The organism is Pelagibaculum spongiae (assembly GCF_003097315.1).
GTDB classification, from domain to species: Bacteria; Pseudomonadota; Gammaproteobacteria; order Enterobacterales; family Pelagibaculaceae; genus Pelagibaculum; species Pelagibaculum spongiae.
Genome location: NZ_QDDL01000001.1, coordinates 937,819 through 960,310 on the forward strand (window position 1 = coordinate 937,819; position 22,492 = coordinate 960,310).

The 22,492-nt window shown below is 42.9% G+C and carries 15 protein-coding genes; 11 read left to right on the forward strand and 4 right to left on the reverse strand.

Translation table 11 applies throughout. The annotated features are described in order from the left end of the window. Window positions 1–45: 45 nt before the first annotated feature. Window positions 46–1,038: a chemotaxis protein gene (locus DC094_RS04030; protein ID WP_241503957.1), complete on the forward strand. Its 993-nt coding sequence runs from the start codon at window positions 46–48 to the stop codon at window positions 1,036–1,038. Between the two features lie 83 nt (window positions 1,039–1,121). Next, window positions 1,122–1,796 (forward strand): 3'-5' exonuclease, encoded by a 675-nt coding sequence (locus DC094_RS04035; protein WP_116685782.1) that lies wholly within the window; start codon window positions 1,122–1,124, stop codon window positions 1,794–1,796. Between the two features lie 49 nt (window positions 1,797–1,845). Here the strand turns inward: DC094_RS04035 and DC094_RS04040 are convergent, their stop codons facing one another. The 3 genes from DC094_RS04040 to DC094_RS04050 form a co-directional block, all read right to left on the reverse strand. Further along, on the reverse strand, window positions 1,846–3,129 hold the full coding sequence (locus DC094_RS04040; protein WP_116685783.1) for a sensor domain-containing diguanylate cyclase: 1,284 nt from the start codon (window positions 3,127–3,129) through the stop codon (window positions 1,846–1,848). 45 nt (window positions 3,130–3,174) lie between these two features. Then, complete coding sequence (locus tag DC094_RS04045) at window positions 3,175–6,933, reverse strand: EAL domain-containing protein (RefSeq protein ID WP_116685784.1); 3,759 nt, start codon at window positions 6,931–6,933, stop codon at window positions 3,175–3,177. 403 nt (window positions 6,934–7,336) lie between these two features. Continuing rightward, window positions 7,337–8,137 carry a DUF1338 domain-containing protein gene (locus DC094_RS04050; protein ID WP_116685785.1) on the reverse strand — a complete coding sequence of 267 codons (801 nt, stop codon included), beginning with the start codon at window positions 8,135–8,137 and terminating at the stop codon, window positions 7,337–7,339. A gap of 391 nt (window positions 8,138–8,528) precedes the next feature. Here DC094_RS04050 and DC094_RS04055 point away from each other — a divergent pair, with 391 nt between their 5' ends. The 6 genes from DC094_RS04055 to DC094_RS04080 all read left to right on the forward strand — a co-directional run bounded on the left by DC094_RS04055 (window position 8,529) and on the right by DC094_RS04080 (window position 16,842). Continuing rightward, window positions 8,529–9,755 (forward strand): aspartate aminotransferase family protein, encoded by a 1,227-nt coding sequence (locus DC094_RS04055; protein WP_116685786.1) that lies wholly within the window; start codon window positions 8,529–8,531, stop codon window positions 9,753–9,755. A gap of 26 nt (window positions 9,756–9,781) precedes the next feature. Continuing rightward, window positions 9,782–11,038, forward strand: coding sequence for a hydrolase (locus tag DC094_RS04060; protein ID WP_116685787.1), 1,257 nt, complete (start codon window positions 9,782–9,784; stop codon window positions 11,036–11,038). Continuing rightward, a complete protein-coding gene (astA, locus tag DC094_RS04065; RefSeq protein WP_116685788.1) occupies window positions 11,035–12,195 on the forward strand; it encodes an arginine N-succinyltransferase in 1,161 nt (386 codons plus the stop codon). The genes DC094_RS04060 and astA overlap by 4 nt, the downstream gene beginning before the upstream one ends. Next, entirely contained in the window at window positions 12,192–13,658 is a 1,467-nt protein-coding gene (astD, locus tag DC094_RS04070) for a succinylglutamate-semialdehyde dehydrogenase (RefSeq protein ID WP_116685789.1), read from the forward strand. Before astA ends, astD begins: the two co-directional genes overlap by 4 nt. Window positions 13,659–13,700: 42 nt before the next feature. After that, window positions 13,701–15,050 (forward strand): N-succinylarginine dihydrolase, encoded by a 1,350-nt coding sequence (astB, locus tag DC094_RS04075; protein ID WP_116685790.1) that lies wholly within the window; start codon window positions 13,701–13,703, stop codon window positions 15,048–15,050. A 253-nt stretch (window positions 15,051–15,303) separates the two neighbouring features. Next, window positions 15,304–16,842, forward strand: a complete 1,539-nt coding sequence (locus DC094_RS04080) for an SLC13 family permease (RefSeq protein WP_116685791.1) — start codon at window positions 15,304–15,306, stop codon at window positions 16,840–16,842. A gap of 150 nt (window positions 16,843–16,992) precedes the next feature. Here DC094_RS04080 and DC094_RS04085 read toward each other — a convergent pair whose 3' ends face one another. Next, the gene (locus DC094_RS04085; RefSeq protein ID WP_116685792.1) at window positions 16,993–17,406 is read right to left on the reverse strand and encodes a VOC family protein; all 414 of its coding nucleotides are present in this window, start codon (window positions 17,404–17,406) and stop codon (window positions 16,993–16,995) included. Here DC094_RS04085 and DC094_RS04090 point away from each other — a divergent pair. The 3 genes from DC094_RS04090 to putA all read left to right on the forward strand — a co-directional run bounded on the left by DC094_RS04090 (window position 17,387) and on the right by putA (window position 22,411). Next, on the forward strand, window positions 17,387–18,070 hold the full coding sequence (locus DC094_RS04090; protein ID WP_206605561.1) for a helix-turn-helix transcriptional regulator: 684 nt from the start codon (window positions 17,387–17,389) through the stop codon (window positions 18,068–18,070). The genes DC094_RS04085 and DC094_RS04090 overlap by 20 nt on opposite strands. Window positions 18,071–18,073: 3 nt before the next feature. Beyond that, window positions 18,074–18,829: a hypothetical protein gene (locus tag DC094_RS04095; RefSeq protein WP_116685793.1), complete on the forward strand. Its 756-nt coding sequence runs from the start codon at window positions 18,074–18,076 to the stop codon at window positions 18,827–18,829. A 372-nt stretch (window positions 18,830–19,201) separates the two neighbouring features. Further along, entirely contained in the window at window positions 19,202–22,411 is a 3,210-nt protein-coding gene (gene putA, locus DC094_RS04100; RefSeq protein ID WP_116685794.1) for a bifunctional proline dehydrogenase/L-glutamate gamma-semialdehyde dehydrogenase PutA, read from the forward strand. Window positions 22,412–22,492 lie beyond the last annotated feature (81 nt).

Here is a 22,492-nt window from a genome sequence, read left to right on the forward strand (position 1 = left end):
CAGATCAGCTGTTAGAGAGAATGGGATTGAGCGGTAAACTGATCAATGACAACATCTGCCACGTTTAGACTTAACTTATCGGCAGCCCTGCCGATATTCCGTTCGATTATCCGTTTACGGCAAGATTTCATTATGTCTAGTTTGGCCAGCCAATCTCAGGGATTGCTACTTTTTCAATTATCTCCTTCTCGTCAATTTGCAATGGGTACTCTAAAAATCCGTGAGATTATCCCATGGCAAAAAGTTCGCACCATTCCCTATGCGCACCCATGTATTATTGGTGCAACTCATATTCGGGGCATGACAATATCAATTATTGATATGGCTGCCTCTGTGGGTTATTTGCCTATTTCAGAACAAGAATTGAATAGCTGTTCAATCATTATTACTGACTGCAGCCGGCAAACGGTTGGTTTTCTGGTGCGCCAAATCGATCAAATCAGTCAGTGTCAATGGAAAAATATTGAACCACCACCACTAACGGTTGGTAAGCAATCTTACATAGTTGGCGTTACCCAAATCGATAATAAACTGATTCAAATGATCGATCTGGAACAGCTACTGGAAACCATTTTACCGACGCCAATGAATTGCAACGGTAACCAATTTAACCAGCAAGAACTGGAAGTACTTCGGTCATTACAAATATTGGTCGCGGATGATTCAGCTGTCGCATTACGCCAATTAAGCGGCGCATTAGAAATGGCAGGCGTGCCATATCAAATGGCCAATAATGGTAAGCAGGCGCTGGATATTATGAAAACAGCTGCCAGTGCTGGTCAGCCGATTGATATTTTAGTAAGTGATATAGAAATGCCAGGACTTGATGGCTACGAGGTCGCCTTTGAGGTTCGCAGCAACCCAAGTGTTGCAGACGCCTACATTATTTTGCACACATCTCTGTCCAGTGAGATCAGCGTGGATCGCGCTCATCAAATTGGTGCCGATGAAGCCTTAACAAAATTTGACGCGGAGGAGTTAGTTCAGGCAATACTAAGGGGTGCAAGAGGCCACCAACCGGTAGAACAGCTTATATAGCTCCTATTTAATGAACGGTGACTTCAGCAGATACACTTAAACTTAAGTTAAACTGAAGTCATCCATCCAACCTGGAGCATGTTTTGCCAACCGCACAAGATTTTCTCAATCTTAGAAATAGCTTTGAGGTACAAATTTCCAAAGCAGATATTGAACATATGCCTGCTTGGGAAACCCATAAACGTCCAGTAATTTTGGTGAGTGACGACAATATTGAACACGCAGTTTCAGAGCTAAAGCAGTACAAGGTATTAGGCTTTGATACTGAATCACGCCCAACATTCAAACGCGGCGGCCAAGACCATCCTATCGCACTAATCCAATTGGCTAGCCAAGATAAATGCTGGCTGTTTCAAATCAACAAAATCAGCAACCTAGACTCATTAGCCCATATATTACAATCGGGTGAAATCAGAAAAGTAGGTTTGGGTTTATCCAGTGATCGACGACGCTTTAAAAATGATTTCTCGGTACAAATTCATAATCTGATTGACTTGGATGTGGTGTTTAAAAGTCTCGGCAGGAAAAATCAAATGGGCGCGAAGCAAATGGTCGCTCAATTATTTGGAAAAAAACTCAAAAAAAGCAAAAAGCAGTCGTTGTCGAACTGGGCAGCAGACCATCTTAATCCGGCACAAATAAGCTACGCCAGTGATGATGCTTTTTGCGTGGTTGATGCCTGGTATGACATGCAGAGAAAACTACTTGCCTACCAAGCATTTGTTCCAAACAAAATTCGGGTTTTATTTAAAAAATAGCGGCACTAACAAATACACTACCAAACACACGACTAAAAACACAATCAAGCTATATCGTCAAAGAATGCTGATCTTCTTCGTTGAAAAGCATGGTGCAGTTTCGCCCTTTTCTTTTCGCTTTATATAGCGCACGGTCGGCATTCGCAACCAGATCTTCTGCTGTCTGTTGAGGGCTATTCAATAGAGCAATGCCAAAACTAGCTGACACCGAAATAGAAATATCACCGACAACAATTGGCTCACTTGCAATCAAACGCCTGAGTCTTTCAGCAATAAAAACACCTTCAATTTGGTCGACTTGTTGCATTAAAAAGATAAACTCTTCTCCACCCCAGCGCCCGACAGAACCTTGCTTTAATAAGCTATCGCTACAGCGCTGCGAAAATATCTTAAGCACCTTGTCGCCTGCATGGTGCCCATAGCAATCATTAATCTTTTTAAATTCATCGATATCAGCCAAAATACAGCACAAATCTGACGTTTCATCTTTGGCAGTTTGAACTGCACTTTCCAATATCTCAGACATGCTATTGCGATTTAAAAGGCCAGTTAGCCCATCATGATTGGCTTTGTATTCCAGCGCTTGCTGCAATCGCTTTTGCTCTGTCATGTCAACAACCGTCGCTAAAGCCGCAGGTTTACCTTCCCAAAAACATATCGAGCTTAATAGATTGACCCATATCGATGAACCATCAACATGAGTAACTTTGTATTCACTCTTAATTTGCTTTTGTTCACCGGCCATTAATTGCTGGTGCTTTTCTCCGATCTCTTTCCAGTGCTGTGGATCGATATACCCCATCATATCACCAACTTCAGACAACTTGGCAGACAGGGGAAGACCAAACATTTCTCTCAGGCTATTATTTGCAAATAATGGCGTAAAATTTTGATGAACCAATATACCCTGAATCGAACCATCTACCAATTCTCGATAGCGGCGCTCACTATCACGTATTTGCTTTTGCGCCTTTACCTGTTGGCTTAGATCGACAATAGTTACCTGCATTGCCGGTTGACCTTGCCATTCAATAACATGGTCAACTACCAGTACATTAATTTCTTGTTTGTTTTTATTCAGGTTGCGACTTGAATGAACCGTTGGCGGTTTTTCACCACTCATCACAGCTTGATAAGTTCGGGTTGAGCGATCCCACTCACTGGGGTCGATTAACTCTAAAAGACTGCCAATTTTCAGCATATCTTCTTTCTTTTCAAAGCCAAATAGCTGTGCGTAGTTATCATCTACATAGAGCACTTTAAAATCTCTATGAATAACAATTCCGTGCGGCGCATTGATATATAATTCATCATGAGCATTTTTATCTTTCATAACATCGCACCATGAGCCTTATATCTCGCATCAATTAAATTGCTATTAAGATGCCTGTTCAGTGACCGCTTCATTTTCATTCTCTTTTGCTACAGGAATGGTTATTTCTTTCTCTAGCATTTGGCTTGGTTCAAAACTATCTACCGCATGTATTTTCGAGCTATTAGTATTTTCAATAGCGATATCTAAGCTGTATTGACTCTGATTTTCTGAAGAACCATTTATCGACATATAGCTATTTATACTAAACTCAGTAGCATTTAAAGAGCTGGATGCATCATTTGCCGACTGACAAATCGCTTCAAATTCAGCTTTTTTAAGTGGAATCGACAGAAAGTATCCCTGCAATAGGTCGCAATCTAATAAACGTAAAAACTCGAGTTGTAATTCGTTCTCGATCCCTTCGGCGACAATCTTTAATCCTAATTCTTTGGTCATGGTGATAATCGCATTAATCAGCTGGCTGGCTGCTTGCTGGTGCGGTACATCTTTAATAAAAGACTGGTCAATCTTTAAAGTATCGAATGGGAATTGGCGTAAATAGCTTAACGAAGAATAGCCAACACCAAAATCATCAATGGCGATGCGAACACCTAACTTGTGTAAACTTTCAAAAATCGTCAGGTTTTTAAAATTATTTTCCAGTAATGCGCTTTCAGTTATCTCTAGTTCCAACACACAACCTGGCAATTCATGATCAATCAAATTTCGTTTGATCATATCAATGAAGTCATCATTCCTTAATTGGTAGCCTGAGACATTGATCGAAATATACTCTGGCATATATGAGCATTCTTGCCAGATTGTTATATCTTTACAAACCGTTTGCAAAACCCACTCACCAATTTCATTTATCAGCCCAAGACTTTCTGCCATAGGAATAAATACTGACGGTGGAACTTGGTTAAATTTAGGATTTAACCAACGAAGCAACGCTTCGGCACCAATGATTTTTTCATTACGGCCTGAAAAAAGCGGCTGATATTCAAGATGAAATTGCTCTCGCTCTAATGCGTAGCGCAGCTCTCCTTCCATAATCAGCCGATCACGTATTTCTTCACTCATTTCTTCAGAATAAAAGCGCCAAGTATTACGCCCTTCGCGCTTACCTTGATACATAGCGGCATCAGCATGAATCATTAAATTTTCATGGTTATTGCCATCATCAGGGTAAATAGCAATGCCAATACTGGCACCGACCATGACTTCATGATTACCAATCGCAACTGGCAATGCACATTGCTCAATAATGCTATTGGCGACATCTGCCACTTCAGATAAATCGATCCAGCCACTAAGCACTGCGGTAAATTCATCACCACCCAGCCTAGCAATGGTGTCGTTCTTTCCAACAGTACCGCTCAGTCGCTTGGCGATTTCTTTCAGTAATTCATCACCGGCACTATGGCCAAAATTATCATTAATCTTTTTAAAACCATCGAGATCAATCAGCATTAATGCAGCTTTTTCACCTGCAGCCTCTACCAGTTTAAGCGTTTGCTTTAACCGTGAAAATGCCATATTTCTGTTAGGTAGGCCAGTTAACACATCATGATTCGCTTGGCGATATAATCGTTTTTGGTACTTAATTTTCTCAGTTAAGTCCGTAACGCTGGTAATCAATGCCAAGCCAGTGCCATAGGTTGCTGGCTGTGAAGAAACAGCACCCCAGAAGATTTCTTCATGGTTATTGATCATTTGTATTTCATGGTCATCAAGGCGTAAGTCTTGTTTAACTTGAGAAACAATATTTGAATAATCACATTCAGAAATACAGAAGTCCTGAATACAAAAGCCAGCAATTGAATCTTCATCTACCTTAAGCAATTCACCTGCTCGAGAATTGGCATAAAGTATTTGCCCGCTGCTTGCATCATGGATAATGATCGCCATTGGCGAACCATGAGCGATTGAATGAAAGTATCGCTGGCTTTGTTGCAATGCCTTATTGATTGCCCAGTAACGACTACTTTCTCTAAACTGCAACCACAAGACAAAGCTAAGGCCGAATACAAATAATGCTGCAGGAAATAACAGCATTAACATTTGCCTGCTAAAGAATTTATTTTTAGCGCTCATGCTAAGCCAAAGTGCATTATTTAGCGGTGATATGGGAATCGATTTGGCTAGCGCAATATTTGTTGTTTGATGACCCGTGCTATATAGCATGTCACCTGATTCATTAAGTAAATTGATTGAATATCGGTCTCTCTCCATCGATGTTGTCATCGACTCAAGCAGAGATCTAAGTGAATACACGCCACCCAGCGTGCCAAAGAATTCACCATTTTTAAAAATTGGCACATAGATTTCAAAAGCAAAATCGCCTTGTATTACTACAAAAGGTTTGGTGTATACCGACATTGCGGTATTTTTTGCCAATCTAGATGCACGTTTTGGCTCAGGCAATGACAATGACAAACCAATAACTTGCTTATTTTCTTCATACGGTGTGGTTTGCTGGATGACGAATTCAGCGTCAGCTAGGGTAACATTGATGAGCCCCGGATGATCTTGAACATAACGGCCACCTTTTTCTATAAAATCTGCAGCATTCAACCTGTTTTCAGAAAGTTCTAATGCAAGAATTTCTAGATATGCTTGATTCGCATTTAATTGATGAAGGATTTTACTATTGAGCCCCGCTAAGTCTTGATTCAATTCCAGCTGGCGATTATCGGTATCATTGCCCAACAGAAACCAATAAAAACCAAGGCTTGCCAAAATAATTGCAATAGACGCCAATGCCGGAGGTAACCATCCCGGCGGCCTATGTTTAGTTTGACTATTTCTCTGCTGCAACGATGCTGCGTGTGAATCTTGCTGGATATCTTGCAAAGTCAATCCAATCGAATCGATTTCTTCTCCTGGCAAGTCAGAAGCAAACGTTGCTCGACCATGTTCAGTGACACGTCGGTGAGCGTTCTGATAGAAAGCAACAATTAAACCACCGAGCAATACCAAAAAAGCAGCAGAAAAAGTTTGGAATGTTTGTAACTGCAATTGCATGCTTTCATTTTTAATCACCGAAACCGCTGCTAACTCCCAATCTCCATCGGGAAGACTGACGCGTTGAACTAAGTTAGTCTGTTTGAAAATATCCGGATTTCCAAAAAACACCACTCCATCAGCAGAACGTAAAGCAATGTTGATTTTACTTTCTGGGTCAATCAGTTTTGCTTCACGTAATACCGGGATGACATTCAACGCAACGGCAACAATCCCCCAAACCCGCCCTTCTTGATAAACCGGCAAGCGCGCTACCAAGCCAAGTCCGCCTTGTTTCAGCTCATAAGGTTGAGAATGGGTAATTTGCCCTTTGGCAGCGAGTGCTCTTTGAATTGCTTTTTGCATGAAAGGCCTTGGATCGCTATATAGATCATGACCTAGCGCTTGGCTGTTGCCTTCCATGGGATAGACTTGCTCAACAACACCTTCTGGAGCAATTGTGAAACCACGTAAACCAGGCATCGATGAAAATAATCCTGACATAAAGCTTTGGGTTCGTTGTCGACTCGATTCATCGTAATTTCCAGTGGGCTTCATTTCTGTTTCGATAAAAGCAGCCAGACCTTCAATCAGACTGATTCTTTTATATAAACCCGCGGATAGCTCTTGAGTATTATTGGTAAGCTCTTGTTCTATTTGAGCACCCTGGGTTTCGAGCAAATAGGTTTCATACCAATAGGAAGTTTGCCACCAGATAATAGCGACCAATACCGTTACAACCAGAGCAATTGCATTACGAGAGCGGTTAGTTTTGGTTACTTCTTCAGTATTGTTCAACCTGGGGATTGGCTGCATAAATGGCTCATTGTGTACACGAATAAGCGTAGTGTGTTGCTCGCACTGCGATACAAATAACTTTTGTTCATATCAGAAATGCCGATCACCCAACCCCTTTTGCAAGTAACTAGTTGTAAAATTACAACTTTCATGCAAGCAAAGAGAATGTGAAAGTTAAACAATTATAATTATTAGTTATCACTACAAACTATTATTAAACCGAAATGTCGGCTCAAGAATTAACCTACAAACTACCAGTGCCTTAGTGCTTAGCCAAGGCGTAGTTATCTGTGATATTCATTCATTTTGCCCATTGGTCAGAAAAACACATTGATCTTGCTTTACATAAAAGATGAAATACGACTAAAGCGATAATTTAATCGTATTTTTACCAAAAAAGACGACAAACACCCCTTTAATATCACTTTTTTGCATGTGTTGATTCAAATATTTTATCTGCATTTGCAGCTACGAATCCTTGATAAATATTCCCTTTAGAATCTGGGTAGCGTTTAGCAAACTCATAGAAGCAGGTTGGAATTTGATAGGTTGCACCATCGGCAAAAACAAAAGCCTGTTGATCTGCCATGGTCGAGCCCTGTTCTAATAAATCGCTTGGAGTACCTTTCACTTCACCACCAACTGAATTCACTACAAAGCCAGCATTTTTAACCCGCTCGATCACTTGAGAAATGCTATTGATCGATTTCAGATGGTTAATGCTCAAGGTGAAATGATTGACCCGAATACCCAGCGCAAGTAGCCATGCGCCATATTCACTTTCCTCCATCAAAGTCTGATAATCCTGATAACTTGGCATGCTCCAGTGTCTGCCAGACCAAAACACTTCCAAAGACAACGGCTGCTCAACTATTTGCTGTGTGTAATCTTGAATAATGTTCTGACTTTTTGTTGAAAGCTGCTCCGTCAATAATTCTGAACAGAAAATTTTTGGCACAGAAGGATCGGGATGAATATAACTGCATGCTCGCAGCTTCTTGGCAGAAAAATCATAATCAGCTTGAAACTGATAACCCATCGATTCGATCAACGGCACTAAATTATCGAGCTGCAAAGGGGTTGCAGAAAAAGTCCGAAAAGCCACATGGTCATTTACTACCTTGCGGTTATCTTTTAAAAATAACTGTCGAACTAGCTCAGCTTGTGGCGCCAGATGAACATAATCTAGCCACAGCTTTTCAAAAAATTGCTCACTATTCATCTGTATTGCCTCTTAGATAACCCAAGTTTTATCGAAGTATTAGCCACACCTAATTTTGACTAATAAAAAAATTGTCACAACCCGTCAGTTAATCACCCATTCAATCAATCATCATTGCGTTTGTTACTAATCAATCCAGCTGATACTGCACTACCTCAAAAGTAGCCAAAAAATCTTCAACTAACCGATTACTGACCAATGTTTTTCACAAGATTCCACAGCAATAACTGGCGAGTTATCTAAGCTTGAAAGTATTGATTAAAAAATACCAGTAAACGCATCTGCTTGGCTCATCAAGCCGCCGGCTAGCACCTGCCTTTACCCTTCAAACAATGAATAACTACCTGAAATCAATCATCTGATCTACAGGTAATTTCAGCGAGGTCTCAACATGTCACAGTTAGTCTCCAGAGCACTCTTTGATCAAGTGATGGTTCCCAATTACAACCCTCAACAATTTATACCGGTTCGTGGCCATAATTCTCGAGTATGGGATCAGCAAGACAAAGAATATATTGATTTTGCTGGCGGAATTGCAGTCAGTGCGCTGGGGCATACCCATCCTTCCTTGATAACTGCCCTTAAAAATCAGGCAGAAAAACTGTGGCATCTGAGTAATACCTGTACCAACGAACCAGCGCTTCGTTTGGCATTAAAGCTATGTAACGCCAGTTTCGCTGAAAAAATATTTTTCTGTAACTCAGGCGCTGAAGCAAACGAAGCCGCATTCAAACTGGCCAGAAAATATGCTTACGACAATTTTGGTGAGCATAAGCATGAAATCATCGCTTTTGAACAAGCATTTCATGGTCGAACACTTTTTACTGTTTCAGTTGGTGGGCAACCTAAATACCGCAAGGGATTCGAGCCAGTGCCGGCCGGCATCAGCCACGTTCCATTTAATGATATTGAAGCATTAAAAGCCGCTATTTCTGAAAAAACTTGCGCTGTAGTAATGGAGCCAATTCAGGGAGAAGGCGGTATTATCCCTGCTAAACCTGGCTTTCTTGAGCAAGTTAGAGCACTTTGCGATCAACATAACGCTTTGTTAGTACTTGATGAAATTCAAACTGGCGTTGGAAGAACCGGTAAATTATATGCCTACATGCATAGCAATATTGAGCCAGATATTCTGACTAGCGCAAAAGCGCTCGGTGGCGGATTTCCTATTGCAGCCATGCTAACTACAGATAAGTGCGCCCAAAGCTTTGGTTTTGGTACTCACGGCAGCACTTATGGCGGTAACCCACTCGCATGTGCAGTAGCCGAAGCACTACTTGATGAAGTGAATCAACCAGAACTGCTAGAGCTAGTAACTCAAAAATCACAGCTATTCTTTGCTGAATTAGAAAAAATTAATCAAAAGCACCACATATTTAAAGCACTTCGCGGAAAAGGATTATTAATTGGCGCAGAGCTGATTGAACCATGGCACGGAAAAGCGGCCAAATTTTTAGCTCAAGCAAAAGACCAAGGCTTAATGATGCTAGTAGCTGGGCCCAATGTTTTACGCTTTGCCCCTTCGCTGATTATTCCTGATGAAGATATTAAACTCGGCATGCAACGACTGGAGCAAGCAATTGACCAGCTGATAAAAATTGGCCCTGAAAACTGCTAACCGCATCAATTTATTGGAGGTGTGATATGGCAGATGGTAAAGTTTTTTCAAATGGTCAGCTATTGCAATGGCTAGCCTTGCAGCAAGCTGAAATGCTACAACGAACCATTGAATTAGCATCAATTAACTCTGGAAGTTTTAATGCCTCTGGAGTTAACCAAGTCGCCGAATTAATTAAATCCTATTGCCAACCTTTAGATGGCAAAATTGAAACCATTGAAACTTCAGATTTAAAAAAATGGAATGATCAAGGTGAATTGCAACACCTCACATTAGGAAATATTTTAAAAATCACTAAAAGGCCCAACGCGCCGTTGCAAATTTATCTTGGTGGCCACTTAGACACAGTTTTTGATAAAACTCATCACTTTCAGAACATTACTCATGTCGATAGCAATACCATTCAAGGCCCCGGCGTTACCGATTTGAAAGGCGGGCTAATGGTAATGCTTTATGCTTTGATCGCTTTTGAAAAAAACATCGACTGTAAAAATATTGGCTGGACAATTCTACTCAATCCCGATGAAGAAATTGGCTCTCCCGGCTCGGCTGCTTATATCGAAAAAACTGCCAAAACATGTGATATCGGGTTAATTTACGAACCATCATTTCCTGACGGAAATTTAGCAGGTGCCCGAAAAGGAAGCGGCAACTTCACTGCCAAAGTTAGCGGCAGATCAGCCCACGCCGGACGAGAACATCACCTTGGCAGAAATGCAATTCGAGCAATGGCAGATTTCATTAGTCAACTAGATGATTTAAATGGACAGGTGCCCGGAATTACTATCAACCCAGGTGTTATTAATGGCGGCGTAGCAACCAACGTTGTTCCTGACTTATGTTTATTTCAATTTAATATTCGACTAGAAAAACTACAAGACCAGCAATGGTGCCAACAAAAAATTCAACAGTTAGTAGAACAAATCAATGCCAGAGATGGCATTACATTAGAACTACAAGGTGGCTTTACCCGCCAGCCAAAATTGATCACTCCGAAAAATAAAAAGCTATTTGAACTAGCAATTGACTGTGGCAAATCGATTAACTTAAACCTAGATTATTTACCAACTGGTGGCTGCTGTGATGGTAATAATCTGTCTGCCGTTGGCCTACCCAACATAGACACTTTAGGCGTACAGGGCGGTAGAATTCATTCAGATCAAGAATATCTAATAATCAATAGCCTGCACCAACGAGCGCAACTCAGTTTACTAATTTTACAGCGGTTAGCCGCAACAGCCGATCAATGGAACGCCGATAGACAGCAGAGGTGCCGACCATGATGATTGTCCGCCCGATTAAAAAATCAGATCACCTAGCACTACGTGATTTAGCCAGAAAAACCGGCCCGGGATTTACCTCGTTACAAGATAACGATGCACAAGTTAAAGACAAGTTAGCTCAAGCACTCGCGGCATTTTTATCATCCGATAACGAGCCACCAGCCGAGGCATTATATCTGTTTTTAATGGAAGATTTATCAAACCAAAAAATTGTCGGAATTTGTGGCATAGAAGCATCGGTAGGGTTAACCGAGCCGTGGTACAGCTACCGAGTTAACATGCAAATTCACGCATCTCGCGAATTGAATGTTTATAACCGACTGCATACTTTAACTCTTTCCAATGATCACACCGGCTGTAGCGAGCTATGCACTTTATTTCTACTTCCTGAAGCCAGAAAAAATAAAAATGGCTCGTTATTATCAAAATCACGATTTTTATTTTTAGCCGAGTTTAGCCAACGTTTTAATCCAGTCATCATTGCTGAGATGAGAGGTTATTTCGATCAACAAGGCCACTCTCCGTTCTGGGACGGACTCGGCAGCCATTTTTTCACTCTCGATTTTACCGAAGCCGATCGCCTATCCGCGATCGATAAGGCTTTTATTTCTGAGTTAATGCCCAAACATGCTATTTACACCAATTTATTAACCAAGCCTGCCCAAGAGGTGATTAGTAAAACCCACCGATTGACCGAGCCCGCAAGAAAAATGCTCGAAGACGAAGGTATGAATTATTCGGGTCATGTTGATATTTTTGATGGTGGCCCCACGCTACAAGGCCAGTTATCTGAACTTAGAGCGGTAAAAGACAGCCGTTATGCCCATGTTGAAATCACTGAATCAGAACCAACGACGACTAGTAATAATAGCGCTGACCATATCTATTTAATTAGTAATTGTGAATTTGCTAATTTTCGCTGTTGCATGACATCGCTGCAACAAGAGCCCGGCCACATCATTTCGCTCAGCCCGATCATTGCTCAAGCACTTGAAGTTGACAATGGAGGCACGGTCAGAATTGTTGCGCTTTATCCAGCACAACGTAAAACAACTATTCCTACAACTGAAAAAAACACCTCGATCACAGAATCTTTAGCTCACTCACTTTCTTCTGCCCCGCTCCAATCAACTGCCAACGAGGATCCCAAATCATGAAACAATCATTATTTATAAATGGTCAGTGGATCAGCGGTGATGGCCCAGAGTTAATATCAATCAACCCGGCAAATAATCAATTAATTTGGCAAGGTAATACCGCCAGTATTCAACAAGTAGATCTTGCATTTACTAGCGCCCGGTCAGCTTATAAAATTTGGAGTAGTTATAGTTTTATCCAGCGACGGGAATGCATTGAACGCTATGTCGATATATTAAAACAAGCACAAAACGAACTTGCGACAACCATTGCTTTAGAAACTGGAAAACCACTGTGGGAAGCCAAAACCGAAGTCGCCGCAATGATTGGAAAAGTAGCGATTTCAGTTACTGCTTACCAACAAAGAACTGGCGAACAGCAATCGCAACTAGCTGCCGGTTTATCAATAATTCGCCATAAACCCCATGGGGTTGTTGCAATCTTTGGCCCATTTAATTTTCCCGGCCACTTGCCAAACGGCCATATTATTCCTGCGCTGCTGGCCGGAAATTGTATTGTTTTCAAACCCAGCGAAATGACACCTAAAACTGCTGAAATGTTAATACAGTTTTGGCAAAAAATCGGATTACCTGATGGAGTAATAAACCTGCTTCAAGGTGAACGCGCAGTGGGTAAAGCAATAACCGAGCATCAACAACTCGATGGACTTTTCTTTACTGGCAGTTCACAAACCGGTCATTTACTGCATCAACAATTTTCTGGGCACCCTGAAAAAATTCTGGCGCTGGAAATGGGCGGCAATAACCCTTTAATTATTGAATCAGTTTCAGATATCAGTGCAGCGGTACATGAAATTATTCAATCTGCATTTATCACAGCTGGGCAGCGCTGCACTTGCGCTAGAAGAGTTTTTATTCCTGACAATGAAATGGGCAGCCAACTAAAAGCACAGTTAATTCAAGCCACCAGCAAAATTACAGTTGGACAACCACTTGATGAACCTCAGCCATTTATGGGTAGTTTAATTTCTGAAGCTGCAGCCAATCATATGCTGGAAGTACAGCAAACCCTCATTGACCTAGGTGGGCGATCGTTACTTAGCATGCAAAAGCAATCAGCCAACAGCGGACTAATCACTCCAGGCATCATCGATGTCACTGCAATCAAACAATTACCTGATGAAGAATATTTTGGGCCGTTAATTCAATTAATTCATTACCAGAGCTTCGACCAGGCAATCGAGCTGGCTAACCAAACTCGTTTTGGTTTGTCTGCTGGCTTGTTTAGTGAGGACCGCGAAAAATTTGATTACTTCTATCAACATATTCGTGCAGGTATTGTTAATTGGAATAAATCACTAACCGGTGCCAGCAGCAGCGCACCCTTTGGTGGCGTTGGTGCCAGCGGTAATCACCACCCCAGTGCTTTTTACGCCGCTGATTATTGCTCGTACCCAGTCGCTAGCATTGAAGCTGAACAACTCAGTATGCCTGAAAAATTAGCTCCCGGACTGACAATTTAACCGCATTATTTATTAACACTTTTTCATAAGAGTTATTTACCCATGACAGCATTTGAAGCCAACTTTGATGGTCTGGTCGGCCCGACACACAATTATGCCGGTTTATCTCATGGCAACCTGGCTTCTAGCAATAATAAAGCGCTCATCTCAAATCCTAAACAGGCCGCTAAACAAGGTTTGTTAAAAATGAAAACACTGGCTGACTTAGGGCTAGTTCAAGGCGTATTGCCACCTCAACTTCGACCCGATATCAAAACGCTAAAACAACTAGGCTATCGGGGTTCCGACAAAGAAATCCTTGAAAAGACATTACAACACTCACCGCATATGCTTTCTGCCGTTAACTCCGCTTCCTCCATGTGGGCAGCCAATGCCGCGACGGTTTCTGCCAGTGCCGATACCTATGATCATAAAGTTCATTTCACTCCCGCGAATTTAATTAGCAAGTTTCATCGCGCTATCGAACCTCAAACCACCAGCAAAATTTTGGCCGCAATATTTAATAACCCCAATCACTTTGTTCACCACCCGCATTTACCTGCAACATCTCATTTCTCCGATGAAGGTGCGGCTAACCATAGTCGCCTGTGTACGGAACATGAACAAATGGGAGCAACACTATTCGTTTGTGGTCGCTATGGTTTTGAGCATGATGTGCCGGATACCCCAGATTCAACATGTCAGTCGCCCCAACGCTTTCCTGCCCGGCAAACATTTGAGGCTTCACAAGCCATTGCCCATCAGCACGGTTTACAAAAAGTAGTGTTTGCCCGGCAAAATCCGCAAGTCATTGATATGGGGGTTTTTCACAATGATGTAATTGCAGTCGCACACCGAAATATTCTGTTCTGCCATGAAAGCGCCTGGGTCGATCAAGATAAGGTTATTCAACAGCTTAATCATCATCTTGATCAACAGTTAAAAGTCTTTCAGGTTTCAAAAAAAGAGTTAAGCATTGAAAATGCAATTAAAAGCTATTTATTTAACAGCCAGCTTTTAACGCTGAAAGATCAGTCTGTGATGTTACTCATGCCACAAGAGTGCCAGAAAAATCCAGAAGTTCTCGCGTATTTGCAGTCCGATGCAGCAAGCTGGATCGATCAACAGCACTTCCTCGATTTAAGGCAAAGTATGCGTAATGGCGGTGGTCCAGCCTGCTTAAGACTTCGCGTGGTATTGAATCAAAAAGAACTCAATGCTGTTAACCAGAGTACGTTACTGGATCAAATACTCTTTGATCGTCTTAGCGCATGGGTTGAAAAACATTACCGGGACCAGCTACAAATCAGCGACCTTGCCGATCCTCAATTGTTATTAGAATCATATACTGCTCTTGATCAACTGACACAAATACTCGATCTGGGCAGCATTTATGATTTCCAGTCAAACTAAACTCTTAATAAAAAATACCTATTATCATAAGCGACTCAACATAAGAACCAACCTGCTAGTTTTGCAAACTTTTCTCTAACAGCTTGTTAAAAAAACTACTCATTAACCTTGCTTCCAACTACACAATAACTGCTATAGCAGCGTAAGATAGACTTCATAAAATGACTTTGTCCAACATGCGCACATGGCATGTTCAAGCACAGCAAAACCTGAAAGGCATTAAATGCCTCAGGGCTCAGGCCGGTGAACAATTATGAACAAAAACAGCCAGCACTCCGCAGAAAAACCTTCTGCCTCTGCCTCTGCATCGCCAGAACCTAGCTTGCCAGCTGGCCCCAAACCCAAACCCCGCATTAGCTACTGGCTCACTTTACTATCTGGGCCAGCAGTACTGATTTATACAATGCTGTCACTTCCACCAGAGAATATGAGCCAACCGGCCTGGTATATGGTCGGGGTAGCCAGCATGATGGCCATTTGGTGGATTTTTGAAGTGGTTCCAATCCCAGTAACTTCATTGCTGCCGATTATTTTGCTGCCAGTACTCGGTATTGCCAGCATCAAAGAAGTCACCGCGCCCTATGCACACCCAATCATCTATCTGTTCTTTGGTGGATTTATGATTGGAATGGCAATGGAGCGCTGGAATTTACACAAACGAATTGCACTATATATTATGCTCAACACGGGTACTCAACCCGCCAGGCAAATTGCTGGCTTTATGCTGGCAACTGCATTTTTAAGCATGTGGGTTTCCAATACCGCCACTAGTGTAATGATGCTGCCAATCGGATTATCGGTAGCAGCCATGATGGCCCAGCAATATAAAGAGGGTGAAGCAAATCCGGCAGCACAGGATTTCACCAAAGCACTATTATTGGGCATAGCATACAGCGCCAGCATAGGTGGTTTGGCAACTTTAATTGGAACACCGCCCAATGCACTATTGGCAGCATTTCTTTCTGAAACTTATCAACTACAAATTGGTTTCGCCCAATGGATGCTGGTCGGCTTGCCCATTTGTATTTTAATGCTGATTGCTACCTGGCTATGGCTCACTCGTTTAGGCTTTAAGCTGGATACAAAAGAAAGTCCCGAAACTGAAGCCTTGTTAAAAGAAAAACAACACGCTCTAGGAAAGATGGGCCCAGGCGAAAAAGTGGTTTCCACCGTTTTTTGTGCCACAGCGTTGCTATGGATTTTACGCCCATGGTTGCAAGATTATATTCCGGGAATTTCTGATGCGATGATTGCGGTAGTCGCAGCGGTCAGCTTGTTTATTATTCCGGTACAGCATAAAGGCGAACGGGTTTATGTGATGATCTGGGATAAATCCCGCGATATTCCATGGGGTGTATTTATTCTGTTCGGTGGCGGTCTGACACTTGCTGCACAGATTAAATCAACCGGATTAGCTGTCTGGGTGGCGCAATCAATGGAAATGGTTGCCGGCTTACCGGTCATTCTGGTAATTGCCTTTATCGTTACCATCATCGTTTTTCTGACCGAACTCACCAGCAATACGGCAACTGCTGCTGGCTTTTTACCCTTACTGGGTGCACTGGGCGTCACCTTGGGCATTGACCCGGTATTACTGGCTGCACCAGCGGCATTAGCTGCCAGTTGCGCCTTTATGATGCCAGTAGCAACTCCACCCAACGCGATTATTTTTGGTTCTGGAAAGCTGAAGATCAGCGATATGATCAAGGCAGGATTCGCGCTAAACCTGGCGGGTATTGTTGTAGTAACTACTGTTGGTTATTGGCTGGTGTCCATCGTTCTGATCAACTAACCAGGCACAAGGCGCTCAATATGGTTCTCAGCAAATACAGAAACATCTACCTGAGTTAAAACTCATGCTAGAGCAAGCTGAAAAAGCTGCGACCAAAAAGTAGTTTTTATTGTAATTAGGCTGTTTGAGAAGGCAGCCTGATTACAATTTTCAATATTGATTTCTCTGTTCAGCTCGTTCAGTTAAATACTCTACAAATTCCCACTCAAATCCGTTGCCGTCTCGATAATAATGTCGGCGGCGGTATTCATTTTCTTCCTGAAACTCGATTATTTCCGCATAGCCAGAAGATTGTAAGCGCTGGTCAATCGCATCAAGATCATCCACCACCCAACCCAAGTGATTCACGCCATCTTGCGCATAATCAGTCAAGTCAAGCGGCTTGTGTTGCGGCATTTCATTCAATGCCAAATAAACTTGCTGATTTCCAATATGAACCCATAGTCGATCATCTGAAGGCCGTCTTCCCGAGCCTCGAATCACAAAGTCAGGAAAAGCACTCACCAGAAACTTTTCTGATTCAGCGATTGATTTTACCGTGATATTGGCATGTTCCAGATACATAGCCACCTCCAGTTTTTGTTCTTGTGTTATTTATGTCGCCCAGAAAAAGTTACTACAACTACTCAAAACTAACGGCCCACAGACCGCACCAGCACTGGCCAAACAATTGGATGTAACCAGCATGGGCGCTCGTGGTCACCTGCAAAAAATGCAACAGCAAGGTTTGCTTGAAACCTTTGAATCCAAAGAGGGCGTTGGCCGGCCAAAAAAACTTTGGCAATTAACCGAGCAGGCACAAAAGCAGTTCCCCGATCAGCACAATCAGCTTACGGTCGATCTGATTATTTCAGTCAAAGAACTTTTCGGTGACCATGGGCTTGACCAGCTGATCGATCACCGGGCGCAACAAAGCCACCAGCAATACCTAAGTGCTTTGGAGCAACGAAAAACGATTGAAGGCAAGTTAAAAGCGCTGGCAAAAATACGAACTGATGAAGGTTATATGGCATCGGTTGAAAAAGCAGATAATGGTTGGTTATTAATCGAAAATCACTGCCCAATTTGTGATGCAGCTAAAAGCTGTCAAAACTTTTGCCGTACTGAGTTAGAATCTTTCCAGCAGTTATTTAAAGGCATTGCTGAAGTGACTCGACAAGAACATTTGCTGGATGAAAACCGAAGATGCACCTATCATCTAGCTGAAATAAAAATAACAGAGGCTTAACCATTGAACCTTAAACAACTAACTGAATGGATTAACGATCAAACTGGATGTAAAGTGAGTTATCCAGACTTCTTCCATGCAGATTTACGAGCTCACAGCAACCCTCCATATGCGCAATCTTACCCTTTCACTGTGGCTCAAGATTATCTTTGTCGCTTTTATTGTTTAGCTTGGTTATCACAGGAAGACCCGACAAATTTTGAGGCGTTTTTATCTCTTTTAAATGATCGTGATTTTTTATGGAAGAGAGAAGTTTATGCTGCTATTGAATCTATCTTTGATTGGGAACCAAAAAAGCTCACCAGTCCGAGTGATTCAAGTAAAACTAACACTTCAAAAAAAAAATCGACCTATGAAGAGCTCGCAAAAAACATAAGACGCATGCCTCAAACATCGACTAGAGCAATGGAAATCGATTTTGATAAAAGAAACAATAGATTTATCTCCTTTCATTACTTTGGTTTTTTTTGTACAACAACATATGCCGCTTGCGAACCTCAATCAATTCAATTTTTATGTAAGGATCCAAATAAAAAATATTACATTTCGTTACCAGACAGCAATGAAAAAGCACATTCTATTACGATTTACTCTCAAGAAAATACTTCTTACATATGCGACATTAACCTAGGTTTAATTTCTCTCCCTACTAAAGTTCTCGATAAAATTTTTTTTGAAATATTAATTTCATACGCACCTCAAAGAGACGATGTACTTTATAAAAAGGCTTACCGTATCTACTGCTTATTAAAAAAATAATTTCTTTGAGGACTTCTAAACAAAATAGTAGATTGCTCTGCGAAGACGCGAGATATCGAGCAGACATAACTGCCTTCACTTTCATCTCACAACCACCCATCACAGCTTTTCACAAAAACTCGCCAGTTTTTAACAAGACGCCAGCTTTTAACCACCGCACAATGGCTGGACTATAAAAAGCTGCCACCATTCAACTTCTGTGAAATCTGTAAGATTTGACTGTTGATAGGGAAAATTACACCTGACGACAGAACAGGGTTTCGCTGCTTTAATTTTTATTATTTGTGCTGCATACCACCTAACTACAGCGTTTCAGACGCTGACGATATGTATACCTTTGGCCGGTTGCAGCCTGACGCAGAGTAATAAGCCATGTCGATTGCCAAACAGATCGAATCTTCAGTATTTAATGCCGCCGATATTTTTAAACCGAACTTCATTGACCGACCTTTGGCAGAGATTCGCCAGTTGATTTCACTGGTTTATCAATACGATGAATCACAGTGGCTGAAGCAGTTACTGGATGTCGCTCGTCCCGACCAGCATCAATTGAAACAAATCACCGATCGAACAACCCAATTGGTAATCGATGTACGAAAACGCGACGACGCAATCCACATGATTGATGCGCTGCTACTGCAATACAGCCTAGATACCAAAGAAGGCATTTTATTAATGTGTCTGGCTGAAGCTTTGCTGCGTATTCCTGATAATCAGACTGCCGATGCGTTAATTCGCGACAAATTAGGCGCTGCCGACTGGCGTCAGCATTTATCACAAAGTGATTCTCTGCTAGTCAATGCTTCAACCTGGGGGCTCATGCTGTCAGGTAAAATCGTCAAGGTTGATCGAAAAGAAGATGGCACTGCTGATGGTGTGATTAGCAAGCTGGTGAGTAAAATGGGCGAGCCCATGTTACGCCAGGCGATTAACCAGTCGATGAAAATAATGGGCCAGCATTTTGTGTTGGCACCGGCAATTGACTTGGCATTAAAACGTGGCAAAAGCTACCGCGATAAAGGCTACACCTACTCGTTTGATATGCTGGGTGAGTCAGCACTCACTAAAGCCGATGCCGATCGTTATCTAACCGATTATTTAAAAGCCATTGAAATGGTTGCTGCCGATAAAACCGGCAATGGCCAGCAACCTCGCCCGACTATTTCGATTAAATTATCGGCGCTGCATCCTCGCTATGAAGTAGGCCAAAGAAAAAGAGTCATGAGCGAGTTATTTGACTCCGTCATTACTTTAATAAAAAAAGCCCGCCCGCTAGGCGTTGGCATTACCATGGATGCCGAAGAAGCCGATCGACAGGAAATCTTTCTCGATCTGTTCCAAAAGCTTTATCAGGACCCTGCAGCAAAAGGCTGGGGTAATTTTGGCTTAGTGGTGCAAAGCTATAACAAGCAGGCCTTACCGATTCTGGGTTGGTTAGCAGCATTAGCCAAGCAGCAAGGTGACCGCATTCCGCTGCGTTTGGTAAAAGGTGCTTACTGGGATGCTGAAATCAAGCATTGCCAGCAGCTAGGCTTGTCGAGCTACCCGGTGTATACCCGCAAGGAATCAACCGATCTGGCTTATTTGGCCTGTGCCAAATTCCTGTTATCTCAGCCAGTACAAAATCTGATTTATTCCCAGTTTGCCAGCCATAACGCGCATACCGTTGCCAGTGTTTTATCTATGGCCGGTGACTTCCGTGACTTTGAATTCCAGCGATTACACGGCATGGGCGACGGCCTTTACAACACCGTTCTGGAACAGGAAAAAGTTAATATTCGAATTTACGCCCCAGTCGGCAGCCATAAAGATTTGCTGCCTTACCTGGTGCGTCGATTATTGGAAAATGGCGCTAACTCATCATTTGTTCACCGGTTAGTCGATGCCAACACACCGGTAAATACATTGACGGTTCACCCGGCTCAACGTCTTGACCAGTTAGTGGAGCAAAACCTGCCATTAAACAATGAGCAAATTCCCATGGCGCAAGATCTGTTCAGTGACCGTAAGAATTCACTCGGGGTCAATATTGAAATTGAATCTCAATGGCACAGTTTCAAACAAAAGGTCGATCAGTTCCTGACCGCAGCTCCAATCAGCAAAGGCCCGATAATTAATGGCCAAATGGTTTCAGGAGGCGAAACGGTTTCAGTCGAATGCCCATGGAACCCTTCACGCCCGGTCGGTCGGCTGACTTACGCCACTACCGAACAAATTGAGCAAGCGATTACTATCGCCAGCAATGCTAGCCAGAGCTGGAATTTCACTCCTGTAGCCCATCGTGCAGCACTATTAAACAAGCTGGCCGATGCACTGGAAGATAACCTGCATGAGCTGGTGGCAATTTGTCACCTGGAAGCCGGTAAAACGATTCAGGATGGCATAGATGAAGTGCGTGAAGCGGTCGATTTCTGCCGTTACTACGCCAACCAGGCCATCGAAAAATTTGCTCCCATCAGCTTGCCCGGGCCTACCGGCGAATCCAATGAATTGTATTTGACCGGTCGTGGTGTCTTTGGCTGTATCAGCCCATGGAACTTCCCACTGGCAATCTTCCTTGGCCAGGTCACTGCAGCACTGGCAGCGGGTAACTGCGTAGTCGCCAAACCGGCAGAACAAACCTCCCTGGTTGCAGTTCGAGCGGTGGAGTTAATGCAGCAAGTTGGCTTCCCGGCCGGGGTCATTCAACTACTGCCGGGCACTGGCGCAGAAGTGGGCGCTCGCTTAAGCAGTGATGATCGAATTAACGGCCTGGCATTTACCGGCTCAACTGCCACAGCTAAAGCAATCAATCTGGCGATTGCCCAGCGTGAAGGCGCGATTGTTCCATTGGTGGCCGAAACCGGTGGCCAAAACGCAATGATTGTTGACTCCACCGCACTACCAGAACAGGTGGTGCGTGACGCCATCGACTCGGCATTTGCCAGTGCCGGCCAACGCTGCTCTGCATTGCGAGTAATGTTTGTTCAGGCCGACATTGCCGATCGAGTGATCGAGCTGTTATCTGGCGCTATGGCACAGTTGAAGGTAGGTGACCCCTCACTTCATTCAACCGACTTGGGGCCAGTGATTGACCAGCGCGCCTTTGATGGTTTGCAGCAGCATATTCAGCAAATGAAAACTGAAGCAAAACTGATTGCAGAAACCCCGCTTGATAGTTCGCTGCAAGGTCATTTTGTGGCACCGGTTGCTTTTGAAATTGACCGCATTAGCCAGCTGAAAAAAGAACACTTCGGGCCGATTCTGCACCTGGTGCGCTATCAGGCCAGCGAGCTTAATCAGATAATCGATAGCATTAATAACACCGGTTATGGCTTAACCCTTGGCATTCATACTCGAAATGAATATACCGCCCAGGCGATTGAAAAAGCAGCCAGAGTAGGTAACAGCTATATCAACCGCAACCAGATTGGCGCCGTGGTCGGTGTACAACCCTTCGGTGGCCAAGGCTTGTCAGGGACAGGTCCAAAAGCCGGCGGGCCAAATTACCTGACCCGTTTCTGTGTTGAAAAAACCTGCAGCATTAACACCACCGCTGCTGGTGGCAACGCAGATTTGCTCGGGCTGGGTAGTCATGATTAATTAAAGGGAACAGTAATTCTTCAGCTTGTACGTCACGACTAGCCACACCGCCGTCATCCTCGCCAAGGATGGCGGGGATCC

What these genes read in the sequence shown, in the direction of transcription:
- DC094_RS04030 (WP_241503957.1), top strand. Translation starts at nt 46, where the DNA reads ATGACAACATCTGCCACGTTTAGACTTAACTTATCGGCAGCCCTGCCG.
- DC094_RS04040 (WP_116685783.1), bottom strand. Translation starts at nt 3,129, where the DNA reads ATGAAAGATAAAAATGCTCATGATGAATTATATATCAATGCGCCGCAC.
- DC094_RS04045 (WP_116685784.1), bottom strand. Translation starts at nt 6,933, where the DNA reads ATGCAGCCAATCCCCAGGTTGAACAATACTGAAGAAGTAACCAAAACT.
- DC094_RS04050 (WP_116685785.1), bottom strand. Translation starts at nt 8,137, where the DNA reads ATGAATAGTGAGCAATTTTTTGAAAAGCTGTGGCTAGATTATGTTCAT.
- DC094_RS04055 (WP_116685786.1), top strand. Translation starts at nt 8,529, where the DNA reads ATGTCACAGTTAGTCTCCAGAGCACTCTTTGATCAAGTGATGGTTCCC.
- DC094_RS04060 (WP_116685787.1), top strand. Translation starts at nt 9,782, where the DNA reads ATGGCAGATGGTAAAGTTTTTTCAAATGGTCAGCTATTGCAATGGCTA.
- astA (WP_116685788.1), top strand. Translation starts at nt 11,035, where the DNA reads ATGATGATTGTCCGCCCGATTAAAAAATCAGATCACCTAGCACTACGT.
- astD (WP_116685789.1), top strand. Translation starts at nt 12,192, where the DNA reads ATGAAACAATCATTATTTATAAATGGTCAGTGGATCAGCGGTGATGGC.
- astB (WP_116685790.1), top strand. Translation starts at nt 13,701, where the DNA reads ATGACAGCATTTGAAGCCAACTTTGATGGTCTGGTCGGCCCGACACAC.
- DC094_RS04080 (WP_116685791.1), top strand. Translation starts at nt 15,304, where the DNA reads ATGAACAAAAACAGCCAGCACTCCGCAGAAAAACCTTCTGCCTCTGCC.
- DC094_RS04085 (WP_116685792.1), bottom strand. Translation starts at nt 17,406, where the DNA reads ATGTATCTGGAACATGCCAATATCACGGTAAAATCAATCGCTGAATCA.
- putA (WP_116685794.1), top strand. Translation starts at nt 19,202, where the DNA reads ATGTCGATTGCCAAACAGATCGAATCTTCAGTATTTAATGCCGCCGAT.